The 24212-nt window shown below is 55.2% G+C and carries 15 protein-coding genes; 5 read left to right on the forward strand and 10 right to left on the reverse strand.

The features are described 5' to 3' along the window. The coding region (locus J3T92_RS06090) for a Spy0128 family protein (protein ID WP_267400447.1) at nt 1–4413 on the reverse strand (4413 nt) is incomplete at its 3' end. A 514-nt stretch (nt 4414–4927) separates the two neighbouring features. Here J3T92_RS06090 and J3T92_RS06095 point away from each other — a divergent pair. Further along, nucleotides 4928–6178, forward strand: a complete 1251-nt coding sequence (locus tag J3T92_RS06095) for an MFS transporter (RefSeq protein ID WP_267400449.1) — start codon at nt 4928–4930, stop codon at nt 6176–6178. A 155-nt stretch (nt 6179–6333) separates the two neighbouring features. Here J3T92_RS06095 and J3T92_RS06100 read toward each other — a convergent pair whose 3' ends face one another. The 6 genes from J3T92_RS06100 to J3T92_RS06125 form a co-directional block, all read right to left on the reverse strand. Continuing rightward, nucleotides 6334–6702 carry a TIGR02328 family protein gene (locus J3T92_RS06100; protein ID WP_101431864.1) on the reverse strand — a complete coding sequence of 123 codons (369 nt, stop codon included), beginning with the start codon at nt 6700–6702 and terminating at the stop codon, nt 6334–6336. Nucleotides 6703–6814: 112 nt separating this feature from the next. Further along, the gene (locus J3T92_RS06105; RefSeq protein WP_121914317.1) at nt 6815–7555 is read right to left on the reverse strand and encodes an SDR family oxidoreductase; all 741 of its coding nucleotides are present in this window, start codon (nt 7553–7555) and stop codon (nt 6815–6817) included. A gap of 1410 nt (nt 7556–8965) precedes the next feature. Then, complete coding sequence (locus tag J3T92_RS06110) at nt 8966–9817, reverse strand: AraC family transcriptional regulator (RefSeq protein WP_267400456.1); 852 nt, start codon at nt 9815–9817, stop codon at nt 8966–8968. Nucleotides 9818–9961: 144 nt separating this feature from the next. Next, nucleotides 9962–11401, reverse strand: coding sequence for a sugar porter family MFS transporter (locus J3T92_RS06115; protein WP_267400458.1), 1440 nt, complete (start codon nt 11399–11401; stop codon nt 9962–9964). 42 nt (nt 11402–11443) lie between these two features. Then, the gene (locus tag J3T92_RS06120; protein WP_267400460.1) at nt 11444–12502 is read right to left on the reverse strand and encodes an aldose epimerase family protein; all 1059 of its coding nucleotides are present in this window, start codon (nt 12500–12502) and stop codon (nt 11444–11446) included. Further along, on the reverse strand, nt 12499–15888 hold the full coding sequence (locus J3T92_RS06125; RefSeq protein WP_267400462.1) for a DUF5107 domain-containing protein: 3390 nt from the start codon (nt 15886–15888) through the stop codon (nt 12499–12501). The genes J3T92_RS06120 and J3T92_RS06125 overlap by 4 nt, the downstream gene beginning before the upstream one ends. Before the next feature lie 306 nt (nt 15889–16194). Between J3T92_RS06125 and J3T92_RS06130 the strand changes: the two genes are divergently transcribed. Further along, on the forward strand, nt 16195–16941 hold the full coding sequence (locus tag J3T92_RS06130; RefSeq protein ID WP_198189650.1) for an SDR family oxidoreductase: 747 nt from the start codon (nt 16195–16197) through the stop codon (nt 16939–16941). 18 nt (nt 16942–16959) lie between these two features. Here the strand turns inward: J3T92_RS06130 and J3T92_RS06135 are convergent, their stop codons facing one another. Then, complete coding sequence (locus J3T92_RS06135; RefSeq protein ID WP_198189649.1) at nt 16960–17580, reverse strand: isochorismatase family protein; 621 nt, start codon at nt 17578–17580, stop codon at nt 16960–16962. Nucleotides 17581–18035: 455 nt separating this feature from the next. On the opposite strand from J3T92_RS06135, the gene J3T92_RS06140 reads away from it, so the two are divergent. Further along, nucleotides 18036–18698 carry a GNAT family N-acetyltransferase gene (locus J3T92_RS06140; RefSeq protein ID WP_267400469.1) on the forward strand — a complete coding sequence of 221 codons (663 nt, stop codon included), beginning with the start codon at nt 18036–18038 and terminating at the stop codon, nt 18696–18698. Between the two features lie 26 nt (nt 18699–18724). On the opposite strand, the gene J3T92_RS06145 is transcribed toward J3T92_RS06140, so the two are convergent. Then, a complete protein-coding gene (locus J3T92_RS06145; protein WP_267400471.1) occupies nt 18725–20998 on the reverse strand; it encodes an ATP-binding cassette domain-containing protein in 2274 nt (757 codons plus the stop codon). Then, complete coding sequence (locus tag J3T92_RS06150; RefSeq protein ID WP_267400473.1) at nt 20995–21432, reverse strand: MarR family winged helix-turn-helix transcriptional regulator; 438 nt, start codon at nt 21430–21432, stop codon at nt 20995–20997. The genes J3T92_RS06145 and J3T92_RS06150 overlap by 4 nt, the downstream gene beginning before the upstream one ends. A 614-nt stretch (nt 21433–22046) precedes the next feature. Here J3T92_RS06150 and J3T92_RS06155 point away from each other — a divergent pair. Together J3T92_RS06155 and J3T92_RS06160 are read left to right on the forward strand one after the other, a co-directional pair. After that, nucleotides 22047–22496 (forward strand): MarR family winged helix-turn-helix transcriptional regulator, encoded by a 450-nt coding sequence (locus J3T92_RS06155; protein ID WP_101431873.1) that lies wholly within the window; start codon nt 22047–22049, stop codon nt 22494–22496. Between the two features lie 63 nt (nt 22497–22559). Beyond that, complete coding sequence (locus J3T92_RS06160) at nt 22560–23993, forward strand: MDR family MFS transporter (protein ID WP_267400476.1); 1434 nt, start codon at nt 22560–22562, stop codon at nt 23991–23993. The last annotated feature ends 219 nt before the right edge of the window (nt 23994–24212 follow it).

Here is a 24212-nt window from a genome sequence, read left to right on the forward strand (position 1 = left end):
GTCGATGGTGGCCTGGAGCTGGCCGTTGAGGTCGTCGGTGACGTGGACGTCGACCGTGGCCGCGTGCCGGTCGTAGGTGATGCCGGGCAGGCTGCCCTGGTCCTCGCGGATGGTGTAGTGGTAGTCGCCGGGCTGGTCCAGGGTCAGGTCGTTGAAGGCGATCCTGCCCTGGGCGTCGTTGGATGCCGAGCCCGCTTCATGGCCGGTCTCCCCGTCGTACAGGTGGAAGGTGAACTCCCCGGCTTTCAGGTCCCGGCCCTGCAGGTGCTTGGTGGCGGTGATGACGGGCTTGGCCGGCTTGGCCTGGTAGGTGTTGGTGAAGGCCGCCGTGTCAATCTTCTTGCCCTTGCTGTCAGTCCACTGCGCCTTGGCGGTACGTTGTAACTGAGCTGCATCGGTTGTCAAAGTGATGGTCAGGATTGCAGTGCTCTGATCATACGTCAGGCCAGGAATGGAGCCGGTTTCCTGGTGTATACGATACTCGTAGCTGCCATCGTCGGGCAGAGCAGACACGTTGACGGGCACCTGGGCATTTTTGTTGTCGGCGTCTATGGTGATTTGGCTGGGCAACGCTGCGGACGGTGCGCTATCCAGGGGCTCGATAGCCAGTGTGAAGGAGTCTGAGTTGAGCCAGTTCCTGCCTTGGATCTGTACTTTGACTCCGGCAGACACCTCATTGGTGTCCATTGTTCCTGTCAGGCCACAGTTGTTGAAATCCAGGGATTGGCTGGCTGCGTCCACCATATCCTCGGCTTTCTGGAACTTAATATCCTTGATGACGGCGCCTTTCATGGTTCCGTTCTCCAGTATGTCGCTGGCTGAGGAGTTTTCGCTCGGGCTGGCTCCGCTGGCCTTTTGGATTGTCGTAGACAGGTGGGTCCAGTTCGTATTCGGAGCGGGGTCGAACCGCAGGTGGAATTGCCCTGCCGGTATATTGGTCAGTTCGTACTTGCCCTGGGAATCAGATTTTGTGCTCAGATCATCATGTGGGGTGACGACCGACTTGGCGGGCTTGTCGTCAGTATCGTTGAGCAGGGTAACTTTGACATCTTTAAGCAGAATATCGTCCGAAGAGCGGGTGCCGTCCCCATCGACGTCGTACCATACGATGCCACTGATGGAACGTTGAACAACCATGGCCTGAGCCGGCATTTGGTTCAGTGCATTGCCCCAGCGATTCCGATAGAGGTCGCCGGAGGAGTTGTTTCCGGGATTTATATGGAAAGTAATGTCATAGCGGAATTGGTTGGGCTGCCCATCGATGATGAAGGCCCAGGCCACCACGTTTGCAGGCATTTTCACTTCGCCACTTGTTGTGTTGAAGTCAGCCTCGTCCCAAGAGAGGTATTCCTGGGATTGTATGGAACTCGTGTCATTGACCTGCCATCGAGAATCTGTGGTGTAGCGGATGGTGATTCCGCTCAGACTAGCCCCCGCCGAAGCTTTTACGTTCATATCGGCAAAAGTAGGTTCCCCGTGGAAGTCGGGTTTACCGCTTGTCTGTTTGTACGGCATGATGTCGATGGCATAGTGATGCTGCTTGCCACTGCCTGAGGTGCTGCTCAGCATGTTGGTGAAGCCGATTGGTGCACCGACTTCATTAGTGTCCTGTACGGCCGAGGTGGAAAGGGTGGTTGTGTTGGTCCGCCAAGCGTGGATGGTGAAGGAATCGGCAGTCTTCAAGTATGTGTTGGGCTGGGACATATTCTGTTTTGACTGAACTGTGGCAGAGGTCGTCAGGTCTTCGTTGGAGCCGATGTCTTTGCTGGGGTCAGTCAGGTCACCCAGGGAGGTGGAGAAGTGGATGACGCGGTTGTTGCCATCCACAGGGATGTTGGTCAGTGTCCAGGACAGAGTGGTGATTCCGGTTCCGGGGTCCGTGCTCACTGATGGCTCACAGGCGGTTCCGCCCTCTATGTGGCCCATTTCAGGCGTGGCTTCCGTATATGTGCCACCCAATCGGGCGCTGCCGGGGATGTAGTGGAGCTTTGCTGGCAGTTTGTCGGTGATGTAGAGTTCGGTTTTGGCGCCCTTGTTGGCTTGGGAAGCTGAAGTGCCGGTGTTGATGGTTAGCCGCCAGTCAACGAACCGTTGATCGCTGTCTATGTCAAAGTATTCTTTGGGTTTGGAATTGGTGCTTGTTTGTGCCACGGCGTTGGAGATGGTGTTGGTTTCGCCGGTTACATAGAGGCTGTCCCCGTGTTCATTGCCGCCGGTGTCTCCGCCCAGGTAACCGTTTATTTGGTTATAGTTGGCTTTGGTATAGCCTCCGACTGACGTGGCTAAGACGGGAGATTTGATTTTGGCCAGATCGTAGGGGTTCTGTTTCTTGGCCCACTCCTCCCATTCCTGATCGCTGGAGTTCTCGGGGCTTAGCCCGGCCATAGCTGCTAATTGGCTGCGGGTGAAAGTGCGTGAAACTGATGTCAGCTGGGCTACCGAACTTACTTTGGCATCGGGGAGGACATTGATCACAAATCCGCCGAAGCCGAATCGGGAATTCTCTTCGGCAAACCTGGAGGGCGCGGCGGTGCGCCCGCCCAGCAGCATGCCTACAACCGTGCCATGCTTCTTTGCATCCTCCTGCGTGCTATAAAAGTTCAGATCCTCTATGTCGGCATTGGCTTGCTCAGTGTCGTTTTTCCAGTCTTTCCCGTCGGGTTTGGTGGCGTACATGACCAGATCCAGCAACGGGTTTTTATCGCTCGTTGGATCATTGTATTTGCCGTTCTGCCAGATGCCGTTGCCCCAGGGAAGATCCAGACCGTCGGAGTTTGGCAGTCCAACTACCTTTGGGTCGATCTTGACCAAGGACATTCCCAGCAGAGGCAGATCAGCCTTGCTGGTTTTGAAGTTAAAACCGGCCGTTACCCGCACTTTGGTCCCTGCGACTGCTGAGTCGGTCCCCCGTAGATTGTCAGGAGCAGTCCACCACCCGCAGTCCACGCCGTCATCAAAAAAGTTAGGAGCCGTCATGCAACTGTACTGAATGATGTTGCTGATGCCTGCCTTTATTGTGTTGGAGCCTAGCGTGAAGATGACGTTGTGCCACATGTCATCGGACTGGTCGGGTTGGTTTGACGTGTCCGTGGGGCCAGAGGCATGGGGTAAAGACTGGTTTGATAGCGATTTCGCACTCAGGTTGCCGTCGTCGACCTTGCTCTGCAAGCTGAGACCGGTCTGTCCATAGTAGTTGGCCACGTCTTTGCCGTCGACAGTGGAGGGGTTGAAGACATATAGGTAACCAGTGGAGATTTCGGCCACTTCTTGTCGCGTGCAGTCAGTCGAGGCCAGGGCAGGCGTGCACTTGGCGTCTGGTGCATAGGTGTGTCCCAGGTAGGGGAAGGGGTCGTTGGTTTTATAGTCCTTCAAAGTCAGGTCCAGCCTGAGGCCCTGGCTGTTGCGCTGTTCAGCCACGGTGTATTGACCATTGCCTTGGACTTGGTCCTTTCCAGCCGTGCCACCCGTGGATCGGGCATAGCCATAGTTGCTGAGAGTGGGTCTCCAGCCCTGATCGCCGGTGTTGCGTCCGCTGTTGTTGAAGTCGCCGTCGATGGTGCCGATGTCCCAGAAGTAGGGTTGCAGATCCGCTATCTTCGGGTAGGCATCTCCGCCAGCGGTCTGCCACAAATTGCTCAGTGACAGGGAAAAGGTAATGGGGCCAGTGGGAACCTCCAGACCCTTGAGGCCCTTGGTTCGATCGGGCCAACGCATGTCAACGGCCCAGTTGAACTTGCTGATTATCCCCTTGCGCTTACCCAGCTCATGGTTGGGATAATTGCTGGCGGCTGGGGTGTTGAAGTCGAATGTTTGGTTGCCGGAGCCTTCATTGGTTCCGCCAGTGATTCGCAGGTTCAGATTAAGCTTGGCCGACACGGTGACCTGATCGGATGTGGCTGAAGCAGGATCGGTCTTGGTGGTGGTATTCGGAGCGCCCCAGGCTTGGACCTCGGGGGCGAATTTGCTGCCATTGGGCATGCTTCGGACCCGAAGGACCAGAGTGACGCTGGAGGATCCCGGAATAACGGTAGGCAAATTCTGTGGGGCGGTGAGTAGCCTGTAAACGGTAAGCACCTGTGTCGGATGACCGTCGATAGTCTCTGTAGTTTGCTTTGGCTGGTATTCCGGCGTAGTGTCCACCCAGCCCATGGAATTCACATCAAAGGTGACCTGGTCCTCAGGCTGGCTCAGTCTGAATTGGAAGCCTATTCGGCCTCGGCGATAGCTGGTTGTCTCGCTGCGGGTATTTACGGCAAAAGAGTAGGTGTAGGACACCTTATCGAAAGTGCGCACTATGTCATTGTCTGCATCGTGGTCGTCGCCGGGGTTGTTATCGTTGTCGAAAGGAGCCGTGCCAGTGGAGCGGGATGCTTGGGACAGTGTGGTGACCACGGCGTCGTCGGTGTCCAGCATGTCCTTGATTGCCGATTTGGTGGTTGGCCCTGTGCTGGGTTGTATGGGCGCGGCCTGGTTCGAGGCGGTTGACTTCGACTGCTGAGTGGTTTGGGCTGCCTCGGACGCGGCGGTGTTTAACTGTGGAGTCAAGGTTTGGGTCGACGTGGACGATGTCTGCTGTGCTTGTGTCGTTGCAGATGTTGATGTGGAGGCGGTGGTCTGGGCATCAGCTGTCTGTCTGCCATCGGCTAAGGCCATAGTGGGTATTAACGTGGCCATAGCCAACAGGCCGGCCAGGACTTTTCCGCTCAAATTACCCTTTGCCACGTTTCTCCTTTTGAGCGCCGACGACCGACTGGGGCGTCGGGCCGGGGCATCCCCTTCAGGTCATCCGGTCGACTGTCTACGATGGTTCTCGAGTCATTCGATACTAGCTTTACAGAATAGTATACAAAGTCATTGATTATAATTCCGCTATTGATATGCGCCTCCGGAGTAAAGGGTCAACTATGGACAGAACAGGGAGGTCTGCATGAGTGAACGGGATCATCATGAGCTCTCGCCTGCCGATTTTCCAGGTCACGGAATGCGAGAGCGGTCAGCTGTCTACGGGTTCTTCATCATCATGGGCATCGGTACTTCGGCTTGGATTTCTCGACTGCCAACAGTCAAGGCCAGCCTCGGTCTGCAGCCCTCGGGCCTGGCTCTGATGACCATTCTGGGCGGCTGCGGCGCTCTGGTCGGCATGCTGATCTCGGGTGTATTGACTGATCGGCTGGGCGTGCGCCGGGCCATGCTGCTGGCAGCCTCCACCTGGTGCCTGGGCATGGTAATCGCGGCCTTGGCTGTCACTCTGCGCTCAGTGCCCGGGGTGGTTTTGGGACTGCTCTTCAATTCGGCGGGGATCAGCCTCTGGGGAACGGTCAACACGGTCGAGGCGGGTGCAGTGGAGCGATTCTCCTCTCGGTCCATAATGCCGCGGTTTCATGCCTCATATAGTTTGGGCATGTTTCTTGCCCTGGGACTGGGCTCGCTCCTGTCTCATCTGGGTGTGGCCATAGGTGCACATCTAGCAGTCAATGCGCTGGTCAGCCTGGCTCTGGTGATCGCCTGCGTTCTGCTCTGCCCGGCTCAGCCTCTAGGGGATTACAAGGGCGGCGCTGACGACCAACGTTCGGATCAGCAGGCGGGTTCAGGGCAATCGTCCGCCTTCGGCAAGCAGTTGGCTGCCTGGGGCGATGCCCTGGTGCTCATGCTTGCTCTGATCAACGTGGCCCTGGAGGCCAGCGAGGGTGCCGTCAACGACTGGAGCGGGATCGGCCTGGTCGATGCCTTCGGCGTCCCCGAGTCTCAAGCCGGTCTTGCTCCCACGATTTTCGCTGCAGCCATGATCGTTTCAAGGCTGTTGGGGACACATCTGATCGAGCGGTTGGGGAACATGCGCTCGCTGGTCCTGACCCTCCTGGTCTCGGCTCTGGGCATCCTGGTCTATGCTCTTTCGCCCTCTTTTGTGTTGAGCCTTGTGGGCACTGGAATTTGGGGTGTCGGAGCTGCTCTGGGCGTACCCATTGTTACTACTTTGGCAACCAAGGATCCAGCCGTGGCGGCCCAGCGTGCTTCGGTCATCTCCACTGCCTACAACGGGGTCTCCTGGATCATTCCTCCGGCTATCGGGTTTCTGGCCGACCACACCGGTGTCAGGCCGGCGCTGTTGCCCTTGGCGTTCTTGCTGGCGGCGGTCACCCTCCTGGTGCCCCCGGTGTCCAGGCTTACTCGGGAATAATGCCCTTCGGTTGGCAAAACTCCGCCAACCGGTTGTCGGGCGAAGTACGGTCTTTGGGCAGATATTCGGATTCAAACAGCCGTTCCCAAATATTGCCGTACGTGTCAGCGAATCTTATGGATGCAGCATCCAGTCGGCACCGGCCCTGAGGATTGTCAATAGCTCAGATGGATGCCTTTCCCTGCCAGATTCTCCAAGCACTCCTGCAGATAGGTTGCATCGTGCTCGGGGTAGATGGGATCTGTCAGCGGCTCTGCAGCCAGATCCTCGTAGGGCGGGCAATGCCTGCCGCGGTAGAGCGGGTCATACCAGGCGGGATCAGGATGGTAGCCGCGCTCGCGCATCGTTGCCATGACCAGCAGATGAAATTGAAAGAGCTTGTATGGGGAGTGGCAGAAGACATAGTCAACGGTGGCATGCCGTCGACCCCAGCCCAGTCCACGCAGGGCGGTGATCTCCCGATGCTGGCCCAGCAGCTGCTGTCTGGGAAGCAGTGGGATTAAATCTTGATGCCACAGTCGCATGACGCCCCCTCGTTGGGGGCATAAGTGAACCCCTCCCTCAGCCTAGCCGCTTGCATTGCTGTGAGGCGGACTGGCAGAAGAAGGGGTTGGGGCAAGTCCTTAATGGAACTCCTTACTGGGCGATGAATCCGCCGTCCACAACGAATTCGGCACCCAGCGCGAACTTGGATTCGTCGCTGGCCAGGTAGACGCAGATCTCGCCGATGTCCTGGGGCTCGCCGATGTGGCCCAGAGGTGTCAGCTTGCTCATCCTGTCTTCAAGGCTCTGGCTGATCAGAGGGGTCTTGATGAATCCAGGATGGACCGAGTTGATGCGAACACCGTAGTTGTTATTGGCGGAATCCAGAGCGGCAGATTTGGTCAGCAGCCTGGTGCCGCCCTTGCTGGCGTTGTAGGCTCCAGCCCGGCTCAGGCCCACGAAGCCCTCGATGGAGGAGATGTTGATAATGGATCCGCCGCGGCCTTTCATGACCCGCATGCCATGCTTGGTGCCCAGGAAGGTTCCGTTCAGGTTGATAGCGATGATCTTCTTCCAGTCATCGTAGCTTTCCTCGTCCATGGTGACGCCCTTGTCGCCGACGCCGGCGTTGTTGACCACAGTGGTCAGCTGGCCCAGCTCCTTTTCAACGGTGTCGATGGTGGAGACCCACTGGTCCTCGTCTGTCACGTCCAAGGTGTGGAAGACGACCTGCCCGGGATGCTCCTGCATGAAGCTGCGGGAGGCATCGGTCTCCTTGATGTCGGTAAGGGCCACCTTGGCTCCCTCGCGGACGAAGCATTCGGCTATGCCCACGCCCATGCCGCCGGTTCCTCCGGTGATAATGGCTACCTTACCTTGTAGTCGATCAGTCATATCCACTCCTTTATAGAGATGTGCTGTCGTATTTCATCGTATGCTATGGCATGCCCATACTCCCATACTGATGGTTGCTGCATGAGCCATTCCGGATGATACGTCTCCTGCGGTTGGTATGTGGATTTGTATTACTGCTTCGCCAAGCCTGCTGGCTGTCACTCGATGAGATTTTTCGACCTCAAAAGCGATGCTATGTGGCGTAAATCAGCATGATGCCAACTGTATTGTTCACGAATTAGTTTGGGTCAATAACGTATCCGCACTCATCGGCCTTTGTAGCTTGTTACCTTATCTTTGAACAAGCAGCGATACAGAAATTACCGTAAAAATTATTTCATGTATACAGGCTCCCTTTCCTGTGGCCATCGACCAGCGGAAGAGAGCCAGTTGTCAGAGCTGTTACCATGATCAGCGTGCTCAAGGTGAACAGTATGGCACAACCATGTGGCGGTCAACAATTATTTTCCAGAGGATCGCTGCGACGGCTGAGGCTGCGGAACCGGCCATCTGTATGCAGGCATAAATCTCCGTATAGTCCGAGGTGCCGAAGACCGAGCGCACCAACAGAGGTGTTTCGACCGTCGTGCAGGTATATACGAATCCAAATCCGAAAGAACCGAGCAGCAGCAGGATGCCCTGGTTGGGGAAAGCTCATATCGCAAAGATGCCCATCAGTCCGCTTCTGATCCCCCCTAAACTAAGGATCGCATTCCGGTCGTTGATGAATCCAAGTGTGATCTCGCCGATTGCTTGTCCAATCATGCAGGAGGAGGCAATCAGACCTGCCATGGAGGCCATGGAGGGAATGGATGTCGCATAGGGGGGGGGGCAGGAATTGGTAGACAGTCTGATCAATGGTGATCAGTGCGCAGAATATCTCCAAGGATCAGAAAGCCGGGGTACGCGGGGTCTGATGCGCTGTTATGCCCTTGCTCGTGGGTTTTGCTGCAGATCTAGGTCTGATGGATGTGAGCAGACGACGAATATGGTAAATGGAAGAGCGGCGACCTGGATGATAAGTCCAACGGTCAGGCATCTACGTCTCCATCCGTCGGGTGCGGATTGGATGATCAAGTTGCCTAATTGGTTGAAAATAGCACCGCCTACACCTGTGAAGACCATGCACAAACCTATATTGAATCCGATGCGCTTGCAGAACCATGCGTTGATCAAGATGGGTACGGCTAGGTAAAGTACAGCCGGCATGCCCACGCCTATGATGAATCCGCAGACGTAGAACTGCCACACAGCCTAAAACCAGCAAAAGGATGCTTGCGCTTAGCATAGCGCGCAGGTCGAATTGCGTGGGATGATACCAGTATGTTGTTGCGGAATCTGCGATGAGGATGCCTATATGGGCACGAATTATTCTAATAAGATTTTTAAATGTTGAAGAGTAGCGAGCACTCAGTAATTACCGTTTTGACGGCGGTACTGTATAGGAGTCATGCCTACTTGATGTTTGAAAGTGTTGCACAGGATCGATATCGAGGAGAATCCGCACTGTTTGCGGATTTCGTCCAGGGAAAGATCGCTGTTGACGAGTAGGAACTTGGCCACATCAACACGTGAAGCCGTGATATATGCGTGAGGTGTCAGTCCTGTCTGTTTTTTGAAGATACGAATGAAGTGGTATTCGCTCATATATGCCCGTTCGGCCAGTGAGCTCACCGTTAGTGACTGATCGAGATTATCGGCGATGTATGCTATCGAGTCATCGATAGTACGTGAGCGCTTTGCTGTGACTCCAGGCTTGTTCTCTACAGCAAATTCCGTAAGCAGATCGGTAATATGACGAGCCATCTCCGGTTCGGAGTATCCACCCTGATCCGTGGCCATATCGTGGATCTCACGCAACTGAGTCCGCGCATACGAAGGGTTGCGAAGGCTAATTACGTTTCCAAGCTTAGCTGTGATCAAATCATAATAGGGCCGTGCAGTTATTCCGTCGAAATGCATCCACAGTACGTCCGTTTCAGTGTCAGTCCCATAACAATGACGGGAATAGCAGTCAACGAGAACGAATTGATCAGCCACGGCCCGCAAATGACCTGCAGGCAGATCCAAATCCATGGATCCTGAGAGCACTAGCATGACGAGAAAACTGTCAAAGGAACGGCGATCAAGGCGATAGCCGGGCTGGTAGCTGAACAGGCCAGATCTGAGCAGATAAAGAAATGTACGCCGGGCTGTGGCTGAAGGAATTCGCATGACGAAGTCCGACTTGGCCAAGTCGATGAAGTGCTCGGCGGGTTTCATGATTACTGTTCCTCTTTGTCCATATTTCTTAACGATAGGCTATAAGTCTGGTTCTTAAGTGGGTAATAAGTGGGTAAGGATGATGGCAGGAACCTTGTGGCATGGCCCCTGCCATCATCAAAATGCCCGTGTAGGGTCCCGGTTTCAGTTCTCGCTCATGTCTTCTAGCGCCACGCCGCTGGTTTCGGGCAGGGCCTTGGTGACTAGGAGGAAACCTACTACGCCGAAAAGGGCGAAGATCACGTAGGACCAGCCCAAGCCAATCCCGTCACGCATCGAAGGAAACACCCAGTTGCAGGCGGCTGAAGCAATCCAGCAGAAGAAAGTCGCCACTGACACTCCTATGGCGCGAATGGAGTTTGGCAGTACTTCGGAGATGACGACCCACATGCCAGGTGCCCAGGTAGCGGAATAGCAGAACCAGAATACATTGGCTACGATCAGCAAGAACCAGGCCCAGCCTGTGGTCACGTTCACTTCACCGTTGACCACTTTGCCGGTGAAGAACCCTACGGCCATAAGCGCCAGACCAATGGTCATGGTTACGGAGCCAATCGTCAGCAGCTTGCGCCGACCGATCTTGTCTATGTAGGCCATGCCGATCATGGTTGCAATCAGAGCGAAGATCGTGCGAATGAACGACATATGCAATGCGCTTTGCTCGGAGAATCCGACCATCTGCCACATGGACGAATCATAGAACATGATAACGTTCGTACCTTGGAGCTGCTGCAGCATGGCTACTCCGATTGCCACCCACATGACCTTGCGCAATCCGAAGCAATCGCCTCTCAGATCAGACAAGCGCGCCGGACGTTCGAGCATGGTTCCACGTATTTCCTGAACCTTGTCGTCGGGATCGGGCTCGCCTGTGATTTCGGAGAGGATAGTCCTGGCCTTTTCGTTCTCCCCTTTCATCACCAGGTATCTTGGGGACTCCGGAAGCATCAGTGCCACCACGAACATGAGTATGCCTGGCAGAGCCATAGTCATCAGCATCCATCGCCAAGCCGCCAGACCCAGCCACCAGGTCTTTTCAGCACCGCCTGCGCCCATCGCATACAGATCATTGAGGCCTAAAGCTGCTATTTGTCCAAGGACAATGGCGAATTGTTGCATGGAACCTAGCATGCCGCGCAGATTCTGAGGAGCGATCTCCGATATGTATGAAGGCCCGATGACGGAGGTGAAGCCGACCCCGATCCCTCCTAGGAATCTGAATATGAAGAACACCCAAACGTTGTTTGTCAGGCCCGATACCAAGGCGCAGGCCACGAACAGTATGGATGCGCCGATAAGAACCTTGGTGCGACCGTAGCGATCGGCGAGTTTGCCAGCAAACCAAGCTCCTACAGCGCAGCCGACGAGCGCCGATGAAACCGTGAATCCGGACATGAAGCCTGTGACGCCGAATCCGGAATCCGGACTGGTCAGTGCCTTGACGGCGCTGTTGATGACGGATGTGTCGTAACCGAACATGAATCCGCCGACGGCAGCGGCCGCACAAACGATAATGAGTTTGATCCTATTGCCGTTGGATAAGCCTTTTGCCGGCGGTATGCCGGTTTTAGTTGGATGAGACATGTGAGAAACTTCTTTCTATGTTGTTGACGGATCGCTGTTGTTTCAAGAGATGATGCTCGTTCGGTAGTAGATCCTGGCGGCAAAAATGTCGCCTGCTCTCAAGATGGGTTTTATGGGGTCGTCGCTGTTGATGGCGTTGGGTACAAATTCGCACTCAAGCGCTATGCCCTCCCTAGGCCCATAGCAGTGGCCATCTCTAGCTCGGGTGTTGCTCAGATAGTCACCGGTGTAGATCTGGATTGCGGGTAGATCAGAAAAGACGTCGAGTCGAATGCCGGTCTTCGCGCTGGCTAGTGTGGCCATATGGCCGAACTGCCGGGGGCTTTTGTTGATCGGATAGGCATGGTTGTAGCCGTGCCCAAGTCTGATCTGGTCGAAAGCCGGATCGCGCCGCTCACCGATGCTGCAGGGTTTCCTGAAATCCATCGGAGTATCGGCCACGGCCTGTCGAGAGCCTGTTGGTATGGCATCCTCACCGAGGATGGGGCAGAACGTATCTGCATTTATCTGCAGTGTGTGATCCAGAATATTGCCAGATCCATCGCCATCCAGATTGAAGTAGGCATGATTGGTGAGATTGCATATGGTGTCTGTATCCGTGGCGCCTTCGAAGGTTATTTCGAGTCCGTCATCCTGAAGTCTGTAGCATACCGTGATCGACATGGCTCCCGGAAAGCCTTGATCGCCGTCTGGGGTATCCATCCTCAAGGTGACATGCCGGTCGTCGTACGAATCAGTCGTCCACAGCCGGTGCTCGTAACCGTCAGGGCCGCTGTGGTTGTTGTTCTTGCCGTCGTTCGCCTCTAATCGGTATGTGCGTCCATTCAGCTGAAACTGGGCATTGGATATCCTGTTGGCATTGCGTCCGATGATGGCACCCAGACAGCAGGCGTCAGCGCAATAGCTCGCTAAATCCGGGCATCCCAGGACTATTTGCCTAAGTTCTCCTGCACTGTCCGGGGTGAGGAAAGAGACGAGCCGCGCTCCGTAATCGGTGATTGTTGCCGATTGCCCCTGTCCATTCCGGAGCTTGAACAGGTGTGCGACTCTGTCATCGTCTAATCTGCCGAATTCGCTGGCAGACATGTCCGCTGCCTTCATGCTGTCGCCTTGGTTGCGGCGGAACTGTTCATCAATATATGTCGATGTGAGAGTTCGTCGCTAAATAGGTTGACCTGGATGTGGCTGGGATCTTCGGACATAGCCTTGGCGAGCAGATCCGACGCCTTTTGCGCCTTGCCCAATCCGATGTTGGCTAAGGCCATGACATACAAGCAATGAATGTGGTTCATTCTTGTGTAATCCTTGTCGTAGATTACGAAGTCAGGAAGGGATACTGCGAAGTATTCTATAGCTGCTTGATCGTTCAGGTGCTGTTCGCCGAAGTCCAGCAGGCGGTAGAACCTGGCATTGGCAGGTCCGTGTTCACCCAGTGCAGCATGGGCTAGGCCCTGGTACAGGATCATTTCTGCAGGCTGATCATTATAGAACATTGCCCCCTTGACCTCGTCCGGTCCGATGGTCGCTTGACGGAATTGAGCTTTTGCAGCATCATCATGACCCATGTGTGCCTCGACCAGGCCTAAGAGATAATGCAGATCGTTGTCTTTCTGTCCTTCGAGCTTGCCCTCGCCCAGATTTTCTGGATAGGACTGGGCCTTGGTCAGCAGATCCTTAGCTGTTTGCCAGTCTTGGGCATTCATTGCGTCCTTTGCCATGAGCGTCAGGCTGATGCGGTATTGGGCTGTGATCTTCCCCTCTCCGCCTTCCCAAGGATGGAAATGCCGCTTGCCCATCAGTTCATAGGCTTCGCGATAGTTGCCGGTCATGTTGAGCACTGTCAGATACTCGATGTACAAGTCATCTCGCTCTTGAACGGCGTTGAGATTGCGGCGGTATTCGACCAGACGCTGGCTGTAGGTCCATCCAAGCATCCGGCGGAGTTGATCCAGCTCCAGGAAAATGCTGGAATCTGTTGGATCGAGGCTGAAGGCCTTTTCCATCTGCTCTAGGGCACCGGCTTCGTCATGTCGCTTGTTATAGTATGCCAGGGATAAATTGCGGTGGACGGTGGGGAAGTTCGGATCGTTCTGAGCACTGGTCTGCCACAGCTTGATAGCCCTATCTGATTGAAGCTTGTCGTAATAAAGGCATCCCAGATAATAAGGTGCCTTGGCGTTGGCGCCCATCTTCATCGCAGTCTGAAGGACCTGAATATCGTCCAAGGTGTTGGGGAAGCAGCAGTAGCTGTCGTCTTCCTCGCCTTTCAGGACAGCTTCCTTGGCTTGGTCAGTACGATTCATGGCTGCCAGGTAATAGCCTTTGTAGTAGTCCAGCATCGGATCCTGGCCTTTGGCTTGGTTCAGCATGGCCAAGGCTTCATCGTAGGCTCCGAAGGACGCGTATTCGCGAGCTGCTTTGATGTGGTTCTTCGTGAATCCTCGGGTAAGGTCCAAATCGTGTTTGTTGCCTGTGGTCAGGTAGTGTTCGTATTGTGAGACGAAGTCAAATGCGTCCAAGGCGAGGTTCTTTTCCACCTGGCTGGCGGCCTCGTCAGTTCGGCCCAATTTACGCAACAAGTAGGCTTTGAGCCCTCTAGCCCTGATGTTCTCGGAGTTCTTCACCAGGCTTCTGTTGACGAAGTCCAAGGATTGAGACCAGTCGCCGCGGCGTGTGCTGATTGCGGCGAGATAGAAGAAGCCCATTTCTTGCTGGGAATCATCCCAGGTCGACTTGTAAAAGGCATCGTATGCCTGATCTTCCAGTCCCAGATACCAATTGGCCAAGCCGAGATTGAAGTATGGTTCTGAATCATAGGGGTTGGGGTTACGGCTGGTTATGCGATCGATGGCCTTTTGGAAATGTTCCTTTGCTTTTTCGAATACGCCACGTCGTAGCAGAAGCAGGCCATAGGCATTGTTGATCCTGGCATCGCCGGGATCGCGTTGCAGTCCTTCCAGATAGTAGGGATCGGGACGATATGTGGCATGGCGGTACTGTTCGAGATGGGTGCCGATTAGGAATAGCTCCTCATTGGTGGCGACATCGCTCGGTTTGGGTGCGGCTTTTGCGGGGCTGGGCAGTTTGTCGATAGTATCTGGTTCCGGAGTGTAAGAGACGAGTTCCTTGCCGGTGTCTTGGTCAGTGACCGATACGGTCATGTCTGTGGGAGCCGCCCCATGAGTGTCGAACTCTTCAGTGAGGATATTGACGGGGCCCAGTCGAGTGGTTCGTTCGAGTAGGGTCTCGCCTTTACGATTCGTGACCTTGACCAGACCATGGTCTACAAGGTGTGTGGCGTACACGGTTACCCGGCCCTGCCCATCCGACAAGCCGCTGCCATCGACGCCTTCGGTCTCTCCGGCGGCTTTCGCGGGATCAACAGGGCCAAACTCCATGTTCACAGCAGCGTCTAACGTAGCGTTTTTCACCAGACCGCAGGCCTTATACGGCATGAAATACTGAGTGAAGCGTTTGGTTTCGAAGGGTTTGAGCCAGCTGAAATCCGGTTGGTTGTCTGTGAATACACCGGTCATGAGTTCGGCATAGGGGCCATTGTCATCGGTCAGGTTCCGATCCCAGGCATGTCCAAAATCGCCGCTACCCCAGACCCACTGTTTTTTGCCGGGACTGATGTGGTGGTCGGCATAATGCAGGATGCCAGCTTGAGCTGCATAATCGTATCCACCAACGAAGTCGTACTTGCTTCCAGCAGCCATATAGGAGGTGGGAACGGGGACGTTCTTGTATCTGCCTATGTCCACGCCTTCTGAATAGTCGTGCTTGTAATAGGTGCCTGTGGCGATAGGATATCTGCTCACGTCGCGTTTGCCGTGATCCATCACCGCTGTCACATCCGGAGGCATGACCGTCTTGGTATGGTCGTTGACAGATACGGCTGGGTTAGCCCACCAAAGGAAAGTCTGGGGAAGGCTTGTGCCATTGTAGAGATCTCCCGTGATGGCTATGTACGCCTTACCTGGATAGAGGGCGATTGTAGTGACGACCTCGGTGCCGTACATCTGGTCGACATCGTGGCATTGGACTCCCTTGCCGCCATTGGCGAGATCGACAAGACGGTAATCGACTGGACTGAAAGTAGTGGGGCGATGGTGCTGAGGCCAGTTAAATTCGATGCCTCCCGAGATCCACGGTCCCGTAAGGCCGACCAGTGCAGGCTTGATGACATCGTTTCGGTAGACGAAATCGTACCCGTTGGTCTTATCCTGGGCATATTGGATTCTGCCCCCTAGCTCGGGGAGTACCGTTACCTTTGTATATTCATTCTCAATGATGACAGCTTTGTATGACTTGTCTTCCTTGGTGTCTTTGATGGAAGTGATTACCGGGTATGGATAGACCTTGCCCGAGGATCCCTGATAGACGCGTTTTTCAATAAATTGAGGATTCTTATCCGGTTTGCCGACTCCGTAGGTGGGAATGACCAAGGTGGTGTCCGAAATTTTGACCTGTCCGGTTGATGACATTACCTGCTCCTTTGTCTTTTAAGGTTATGTCTGGGGGAGTCGAGCGGCCCGAAGCAGCTCCGATGCTGTCTCCTTACGTCTCACACTAAGGCTGGATATTTGGGTTGCGACCAGTAAAATTGTCCTCTTATTTCGGATTCTTGCTATTAGTAGGGGGATTTGCGGCCTCGTGCCGGTTCCGTCTGTCGATTTTGAAATCACAGATTCTGATGGGTAAGTCACAGGCGGCCCATTTGTGACTTGCACTTCCAGCGACTCGAGGTTGTACCATCAGGCCGATTGAAGATAAGGAAAGGTGGGACTGTTATGACAGTTGCAGATAAGACAGTGTTGATCACCGGAGCTTCGTCCGGCATCGGGGAGGCCACAGCGAGGCTGTTGGCACAGCGAGGGGCCAAGGTGGTGCTGGGCGCTCGCCGCAAGGATCGGATGGATACAATCGTCAACGACATCGTTCAGGCGGGTGGCCAGGCTGCCTCTATGGCTCTGGATGTGACCGATCGACAGGCCAACAAAGACTTTGTGGCTTTCGCCAAGAAGCAGTTCGGCGGGGTGGACGTGGTATTCCTCAACGCCGGGCTCATGCCTAACTCGCCCTTGTCGGCTCTGCATGTGGACGAGTGGGACCGCACCATTGATGTCAACCTCAAAGGCGCACTGTATGGGATTGCTGCGGCCCTGCCGGAGTTCGTCGGGCAGCGTCACGGGCAGTTCATCGCCACCTCTTCGGTGGCTGGGCTCAAAGCCTATACTGGCGGAGCGGTCTACGGGGCAACCAAGTGGGGCCTGCGTGATCTGATGGAGGTGCTCAGGATGGAGTCCGCCCAGGAGGGGACACATATCCGCACCTCTACCATTTACCCGGCGGCCATCAAGACTGAACTGCTGGGTACTATCACGGACAAGCAGACCCTGGCTGATATGAACAAGACCTACGACAGCTACCAGATTGATCCCGAACGGGTGGCCCAAGTGGTAGCCTTTGCCATTGATCAGCCTGAGGATACCAATGTATCGGAGTTCACCGTAGGCCCCACCATCCAGCCCTGGTGAATTCCTCTGCCGCTGCCTTCAGTTGCTACTGGAGGAAAGCAGACGAATGCCGGCTTGGGCCATGGCCTTTCGAGCCTCAACGCCCTGATCCTCGCTGACCGGGACAGTCAGATCCTCGAAGACCGTGACCTGGTAGCCCAGCTTCGCGGCATCCAGGGCCGTCTCCTTGACGCAGTGGGATTCGGCGATGCCGACTACATCCACTTGGTTGACCCCAGCTTGCGCCAGGGCATCGGCCAAGGTGATGCCTGATGACTTGGTCGCAGCGAATTCCTCCCTACTTTGGATCCGATCAGTGTTGTCTTCGATGCCTTCGAATCCAGAGTAAGCGGCGGAATACTGACCTTTTTTGAAGTGATGGGCGATGTCCAGCTCCCGAATTCTGGGATGCAGCTCCGCCCCAGGTGATCCGGCTACCCCATGTTTGGGCCAGGTGTCCACAAAATCCGGATGATCGGACCAGTGAGATCCAGGCTCGATGTGCCAATCCTGGGTGGTGGCCATGTAGGCGTAGTCCCCGGCATGGCTGTGGACATAGTCGGCGATTTTGCCGGCTGTGGCGTTGCCCCCCTCGACTCCCAGCTCACCTCCTTCGCAGAAGGTCGGCTGAACATCCACGACGATCAAAGCCTTGGACATGGTGATCACTCCCTTGGTCGATGCTGACGGTAGGCAGAGGGAATACCGGATGGAGCTCCTCGATCATTTCCTCGTGCGTATCAGTCTAATTCTCGCAGATGCGTCGGTCCTCCAGCTTGAATGCATGTGGACAAATATGGCGGCGAATCAGCATTTTGTGCACGAGATGATAAGGAGGTAGCAAGGGTGATCATACGTGGTTGCGTGAGGCGGATCCATACGGACTTTTTGGGTGTTTGCTGGTAGCCTAAGTGCCAGGATTGTACGGAGTTATAGCTGATGCTTTTGGGGCCACCTCTTCCGTACGATGACGGAGCGAGCATCGTTCCAAGGGAGGAGATGCGGGTATGAGGACCAATGAGTTTGGTCAACCTATTGGGGATGCGATTTCGTTTGCCGGGGCCATGATGCCGGAGCCTGTCAACTTGACTGGCAGGACCGTTCTGATAGTGCCCTTGGACGAAAACCAAGGTGATGCCTTCTATGAGCGGATTTTCAGTCCGGAATGCGACGAATCCATCATGACCTATAGCACCCACGATCTCTACCCTGATAGACCAGCATTCGACTCAGGCTTTGCATCCATGATTGCAAGCCGGGATCCTCTCTTCTTTGCTATTCTGCGTAAGCCGTCCGCATCCGATCTTGGTATTGGACGGCTTGCGGGCGGGGAGGATACGGATTTACGGGAGCTGGTGAAGCTTGATCATTCGTCGGATCTGTTGGGCATGTATGCCTTGATGCGGATTCGGGCGGATATGGGAAGCGTCGAGATGGGCCATGTCATCTATACCAGGGAGTTGCAGAGAAGCAGACAGGCAACTGAAGCCCAGTATCTGATGGCCCGGCATGTCTTCGAGGACTTGGGCTATCGCCGATACGAGTGGAAGTGCGACAGCCTCAACGCGCCCTCGCGGGCGGCTGCGCTGAGGCTGGGATTCAAGGCTGAAGGCCGGTTCAGAAACGATATGGTCTACAAGGGCCGCACTCGGGATACGGATTGGTTTTCCGTAACAGATAGTGAATGGCCAGCAATGAAAGAGCGGCTGGAGACCTGGCTTGATGATGACAATTTCGATCAGGTTGGCAGGCAGAAACGCCGTCTGCAAGATTGCTGAACTCTTGTTGATCTGAATGCAGCCGCTTATGGTTGCACTGCAGCATCATTGAAAAATCCGAAATAGGCATTCATGGCTCGGGCTGTGGGAGTGTCATTGCGGCGCAGCAGTGCAAGAGGAGCCCCTTCAAACAGCACCTTGCCGCCCGCGCTCCCGGCTCCTGGGCCCATGTCGATCACCCAGTCAGCCTGACCTATGAAGCGCAGGTTGTGTTCTATGGCGATGATAGTGAGTCCTTTGCTTGCGATGAGTTTGCGCAAGAGCGCAATCTGCTGCAAGATATTGGATTCGTGCAGGCCACTGGTGGGCTCATCCAAAATCAAGGTCTCACGAATTCCGTCTTTGAGCAGCTTGGCCAGTTTGAGGCGTTGCAACTCACCGCCTGAGAGCGTATCGAGGGCCTGCCCAATGGATAGGTAAGACAGCCCGACGTCCTCCAGTGCCTTCATGGCTGGCCCCAGCACTTCACGATATTGGTGCATAGCTTCGCTGGCAGTCAGTTTCAGCACCTGAGCAATGCTGAAACCGCGATATCTGGCAGACAGAGCCTGCGTTGAATACCTGGTTCCATGGCAGCTTTCGCAGACAGTGCTGGTATCACCCATGTAAGCAATATCCAGGGTGACGACTCCCTTGCCCTTGCAAACCGGACAGGCTCCAGCAGCGTTGAATGAAAAGAGTGAAGGGGATTCACCTGTGGCCTTGGCGAAGGTCTTACGCAGCGGGTCGAAGACGCCCAAGTAGGTCAACAGGTTGGAGCGTCCACTGGCCTTGATCGGCTTCTGATCCAGGAGTATGGCATCGTGCTGAGCCATGAAGCCTTCCCTGATCAGCGTGCTCTTACCTGAGCCGGCCACTCCGGTCACCACAGTCAGCATATGCCTGGGTATTTTGGCGCGGGCTTCTCTGACGTTATGGGCAGTGACCTTGTCTACTGTGTAAAAGCCATGTGAAGGCGCCGCTGGTTCGCTCACTACGCCTGGATCCGACAGGGCTCTGCCAGTGGTTGTGCCGCTTTCCAGCAGAGACTGGTAGTCCCCCTCGAAGACGATGCGTCCGCCTTCCCTGCCTGCTCCTGGCCCCATGTCGACGATATGATCGGCGATGGCGATGAGCTCGGGGTCATGGTCCACGATCACCACCGTATTGCCCTTGTTCCGCAAGCCCTTGAAGATTTTCTTGATCCCAGTCAGGTCATGGGGATGCAAGCCAACGCTCGGTTCGTCAAAGATGTAAAGAACATCATTCAAAGGGCTGTTCAGGCAGTTGGCGATTTTCAGGCGCTGCCCCTCTCCTCCGGAAAGGGTAGGGGTGCCGCGCTCCAGGCTCAAGTAGCCCAGCCCAACCGTTATCATATTGGCTATCTTGCGCTCCAGGTCCTCCAGAATGGTATCAGCCTGATCGTTATGGATCTGCTCCAGCCAGTCCTGCAGGTCAGCCACGCTCATGGCTGAGCAATCGGCTATGTTCAGTCCGCCGATCTTTGCTGAGCGTACCTTGGCGTTGACCCTGGCCCCTTGGCAGTCGGGACACTGGGCGATTCGTGTAACTTGCTCGAGCTCATGCTGGTATTTGTCGTTGCTCTGATTCATGAAGGTCTTGGTGATCCGGGGCACCAATCCTTCATATATGGCCGTCTTATGCCAGGCGGGGCCAGGGTGTGCCGGTTTTTGCTTCTTGCCGTAGAGCAGGAGGTCAAGATCACTGCTGGTCCACTCACGTAGGGGCAGATCGTTGTCAAAATAGCCTGAATCCGTATACCTGGTCAGTCTCCAACCGCCCGGCTGGAAGGTTGGAAAGTTGATGGCTCCCTGATTCAGCGAGAGATCCACGTTGAGCAGGCGATCAAGCACCAGGCTACGTACAGTTCCCAGGCCCTGGCAGGTCGGGCACATTCCCGCAGGATTGTTGAAGGAGTACGTCATGGAGTACCCGATGAAGGGCTGGGCCATGCGGGAGAACAGCAGGCGCAGGGCGGTGTAGATGTCGGTATAGGTGCCCACGGTCGAGCGGGCGTTGCCCGAGAGCTGTTTCTGGGTGACGACAATGGAGAAGGGCAGGTTGTCGATGTGGACGACTTCCGCAGGCTCATACTTGGGCATGAGCTGCTGAATGTAGGAGCTGTAGCTGCGGTTGATCATGCGCTGTGACTCGGCTGCCAGCGTGGAAAATACGAGAGACGACTTTCCTGAACCCGACAGGCCGGTGACCACGGTGATGGCCCGCTTTGGTATGGCCAGCGAGACTTGCTTGAGGTTGTGTGTGGAGGCCCGATCAATAAGAATGCACTCGGTCTTCATCGGTCGACTCGCTCCTGGCGCAGCTTGGCGATAAGCCTGTTGGCAAGAGCTGTGAACTCTTTCTGCTCGTCTTCGGACCAGACCTGTCGGGCATCCTCCTCGAGGGTCTTGTGCTGTTGATCGATGATGCCGAGCATGTCCCGGCCATCCGGGGTCAGGCTGGTTTCCAGCTCGCGCCGGTCATGAGTATCGGGCGCTTGTTTGATATATCCGAGGTCGCGCAGCGTGCTCAGGTTCTTGGAGATCTTGGATCGGCTCATGCCGAGCCGTTGGCCAATCTGTGAGGGCGTGGATGCTCCTGTGCGCAGAATGGTGAGGATGTCGAACTGTTGCCAGGTGATGTTCCCCGGATTGACCCTGTTGCGCTCTGCTACGAATTCGCACTGCAGATACATGAGCGCATCGTAGAGGGAGGACGGCTTATTTGATTTCATTATAGAAACTATATCATATTGGAAACTATCTATCTCCCAGATAGGCAGCTACGCTCTGGCTTCGGTCTTGTCTGACTGTATCCGACCGATGAAGTCGGGTCTCAGGAGGTTCGATATTCGCTGTGTTTTGTTGAAATAGCGCAGGATATTTCATGGAACGCTTAATCGACCTTTCTGTGCAAAGGACGCTCTTGCATGCCTTCATTGTTGCTTGTAAGAGCTTCTTGCATGAGAGTATGCGTGTGTTTGCCGGGTGGATCCCTGAGGCGGGTTAGCGGTTCTTTGTGTCGGTTGCTCCAAGGCAAAGAGGGGCTATGGGACTCAAGGCTCGTGATTTGTTGACAGGGGGTGGTGGGACGGAGTGTCAACTTATCGCCCTACCAGTTTTGCTTAGTCGGTCGGTTATGCAGAACGACGATACTGACACATCAATGCCAGGTAAGCCAGCATGTCCACCGGTCGGAGAGGCTGAGCTATGGCTCTTCTTTGGCTGAGCATCCCCCCGTCTCCTGTATTACGAACGTTGTTGGATAGGTTTTGTAGTTCTTTGATTTGACAGCCAGGCTTTCTTTGTTAAGAATGTAGCATGCTACATTTTAGGGAGGCGGTAACTTTTGGAGCTCTCGGAGAAGCGGCCAGAGGGACTGGTCAAAATAGCCAACACTCTGCTGGAAAAGCATATGAACGAGTGTGTGCGGAGCATCTTTCCCAATCTGACTGGTCCTCAGTTTGTCATGGTTTATTACCTGTTTGAGCATGAGGGCCTGGAGGTTACGCAGAAGACTGTGGGCGACAGGTTCCGTTTGAGCCATCCTACGGTTCGGGGGGTTGTCAAACGGCTGGTCAAGGCAGGATGGCTGACGGCAAAGCCGCAGAGTGATGACCGACGTCAGATGGTTCTTGAGCTCACCGGGCAGGCGCGGAAGGAGCTGAACGCCCACCAGGTCGAGATCCGGCATGTATTAGAGAACACGGGCGAGCTTGCCTTGAAAGGGTTCGATGAGCAGGAGAGCAGGCAGCTGGTCGGCTACCTGGAACGAATCATTAGAAACATGGAATCCTGATCTGCTTTTAGTCGGATCACGCAGGCTTTGGCCCGAGCCGGTGAAGGACGGAGAGGATGCAATATGAATAAGGATGGCGCCAAGGGGGAAGGCAGCCAAGGAGGGGCTGAGGGAAGTCGCACTGCGATGATGGGCACGCTTTTGGCAGGGGCCTTCCTGGCCTTGATGGCGGAGACCTTCCTTAACAATGCTCTGCCCACCATCATGGCGGAATTCCATGTGCCCCAATCCACTGCTCAGTGGCTGAGCACCTCCTATCTGCTGGTGGTGGGGCTGATGATACCCGTATCGGCTTGGGTGTTTTCCAACTTCCGATCCAAGCACACCTTCATGGTCCTGATGGCTATTTTTCTGACCGGCTCCCTGGTCTGTGTCTTCTCCGAAGGGCATTTCCCGCTGCTGTTGGCGGGCAGGATCATCCAGGCCATAGCCGCTGGATCGCTGATGCCTTTCATGCAGAATGTGGTACTACTGCTTTTCCCGCCGGATAGGCGCGGCGTGGCCCTGGGCGTGGTGGGCCTGGTGGTGGCCTTAGGTCCGACGGTTGGCCCCACGCTCTCAGGGTTTGTTTTGGAGCACTGGTCCTGGAGGGCCTTGTTTGTGCTGCTTGCTGCCTTGAGCGCTGCGATTCTGGTGGCCTCGTTCTTCCTGGTCTACACGGTCAACCGGCAGGTGAGAACCCGGCTGGACACGCCTTCCGTGGTTTACTCATGCTTGGGTTTCGGGCTCATTCTGTACGCCCTGTCCGCCATTGGGGAGGCGGGCGGTGCCTCAGTGCTTGACCTCGGATTGCTTCTGGCCGGCTTGCTGGTGGTGGCCCTGTTCTGTCGGCGTCAGCTGCTTCTGGAGTCTCCGCTGGTGAATTTGCGAGTTTTCACGAATGCCACCTTCAATCTGACTAGTCTGCTGAGCACCCTAAGCAACATCGCCATGGTCGGTGTGGAGCTGGTCCTTCCTCTCTATTTGCAGAACACGCGTGGATCAAGCGCGCTCACCTCTGGTCTGGTCATGTTGCCGGGAGCCATCGTCATGGGCATATTCAACCCTCTCTCCGGGATGATCTATCAAAGAATCGGGGCGAGGAAGATTTCCCTTTTAGGGTATGCGGTGCTGTTGGCCGGAACCTTGCCGATGATATGGTTCGGCACCGCTACCAGTCTTATCGTTATCGCCTCCTGTTATGCTCTGCGCCTGGCAGGAGTGGCACTGGTCATGATGACTACTTTCACCGAGGGCATCAACGCTCTGCCGACGGAACTAACGGCTCATGGCAACGCGGCTGCCTCGACTGTCCGTCAGGTGGGCGGTTCGCTCGGTACGGCCGCTGCCATGATGATCGTAACCATCGGTGCCCAGCGTGGCAGTCTCAGTGGAGCCACGACAGCCCAGGCTCTCGATCAGGGCTACCAATGGGCCTTCATCTTCCTTGCAGTCATAGCCCTGATCGGCCTATGCGGCTCGCTCTTCCTTAAACCGAATAGAACTGCGACTGAGTAAGAAAGGTGTCTTTTCGCTTTCAAAGCAGGGACCGTTGCTGACATCGATTGGCTCATGATGCCAACGAGCAGGGATACAGGCATCGGTCATAATTTGATACTTAAAAAGGTATGACGCTTATATAGATGTACGAAATGGAAATTGGTATGATGCCGATCATTACATTTGCAGATCGTATAACCTTCAGTCTGCTGTGGACGCACTCAGCGCTCAGACCAG

It is taken from the genome of Bifidobacterium sp. B4081 (assembly GCF_026537335.1).
Lineage (GTDB): Bacteria > Actinomycetota > Actinomycetes > Actinomycetales > Bifidobacteriaceae > Bombiscardovia.

Excerpts from the sequence above, each read along its gene's own strand:
- J3T92_RS06095 (WP_267400449.1), top strand. The coding sequence starts at position 4,928 with ATGAGTGAACGGGATCATCATGAGCTCTCGCCTGCCGATTTTCCAGGT.
- J3T92_RS06125 (WP_267400462.1), bottom strand. The coding sequence starts at position 15,888 with ATGTCATCAACCGGACAGGTCAAAATTTCGGACACCACCTTGGTCATT.
- J3T92_RS06100 (WP_101431864.1), bottom strand. The coding sequence starts at position 6,702 with ATGCGACTGTGGCATCAAGATTTAATCCCACTGCTTCCCAGACAGCAG.
- J3T92_RS06135 (WP_198189649.1), bottom strand. The coding sequence starts at position 17,580 with ATGTCCAAGGCTTTGATCGTCGTGGATGTTCAGCCGACCTTCTGCGAA.
- J3T92_RS06130 (WP_198189650.1), top strand. The coding sequence starts at position 16,195 with ATGACAGTTGCAGATAAGACAGTGTTGATCACCGGAGCTTCGTCCGGC.
- J3T92_RS06150 (WP_267400473.1), bottom strand. The coding sequence starts at position 21,432 with ATGAAATCAAATAAGCCGTCCTCCCTCTACGATGCGCTCATGTATCTG.
- J3T92_RS06145 (WP_267400471.1), bottom strand. The coding sequence starts at position 20,998 with ATGAAGACCGAGTGCATTCTTATTGATCGGGCCTCCACACACAACCTC.
- J3T92_RS06115 (WP_267400458.1), bottom strand. The coding sequence starts at position 11,401 with ATGTCTCATCCAACTAAAACCGGCATACCGCCGGCAAAAGGCTTATCC.
- J3T92_RS06160 (WP_267400476.1), top strand. The coding sequence starts at position 22,560 with ATGAATAAGGATGGCGCCAAGGGGGAAGGCAGCCAAGGAGGGGCTGAG.
- J3T92_RS06120 (WP_267400460.1), bottom strand. The coding sequence starts at position 12,502 with ATGAAGGCAGCGGACATGTCTGCCAGCGAATTCGGCAGATTAGACGAT.
- J3T92_RS06105 (WP_121914317.1), bottom strand. The coding sequence starts at position 7,555 with ATGACTGATCGACTACAAGGTAAGGTAGCCATTATCACCGGAGGAACC.
- J3T92_RS06110 (WP_267400456.1), bottom strand. The coding sequence starts at position 9,817 with ATGAAACCCGCCGAGCACTTCATCGACTTGGCCAAGTCGGACTTCGTC.